The organism is Streptomyces sp. URMC 123, from assembly GCF_051386515.1.
GTDB lineage: Bacteria > Actinomycetota > Actinomycetes > Streptomycetales > Streptomycetaceae > Streptomyces.
This window is the reverse complement of the sequence record NZ_JBPQTV010000724.1, coordinates 1-386: the sequence shown is the minus strand read 5'-3', so window position 1 is coordinate 386 and position 386 is coordinate 1. Positions and strand designations below refer to the sequence as shown.

Sequence of the window (386 nt, the reverse complement as noted above, 5' to 3'; positions counted from 1 at the left end):
AGTTGTGTATAAGAGACAGGCTCGGGGCCCCGCCCCCGGCGGCGAACACGCTCTAAGCTGAGAGTGGGGGATGTCATCCAGGAGGTCGCGATGACCAGGAAAGTCGCCGATTGTCGTCGCTTTCCGAGCGAATCGAACTGCACGCTCTCGATCTCGGGTGAGGAGGAAGAGGTCGTCCGGGCCGCCGCCGAACACGCCGTCTCGGTCCATCAGCACACGGACACTCCCGAGCTGCGCCGCGAGATCCGGGCCATGCTCCAGGACGAGTTGGTGCCGGCGATCCCGAAGGGCGGGCCACCGCCCCCCGAAGGGGAGATCTTCGACCTGTAGCCACGCGCGCGGCCGTCGGCAGCCACGGCCCGCCCGCCACCCGCCCACCCGCAGCA

The 386-nt window shown here is 68.7% G+C and carries 1 protein-coding gene; it reads left to right on the top strand.

What is annotated here, in order from left to right; genetic code table 11:
• Nucleotides 1–90: 90 nt before the first annotated feature.
• Complete coding sequence (locus ACSNOD_RS31795) at nt 91–330, top strand: DUF1059 domain-containing protein (RefSeq protein ID WP_436770527.1); 240 nt, start codon at nt 91–93, stop codon at nt 328–330.
• The last annotated feature ends 56 nt before the right edge of the window (nt 331–386 follow it).

Excerpts from the sequence above, each read along its gene's own strand:
- ACSNOD_RS31795 (WP_436770527.1), top strand. The coding sequence starts at position 91 with ATGACCAGGAAAGTCGCCGATTGTCGTCGCTTTCCGAGCGAATCGAAC.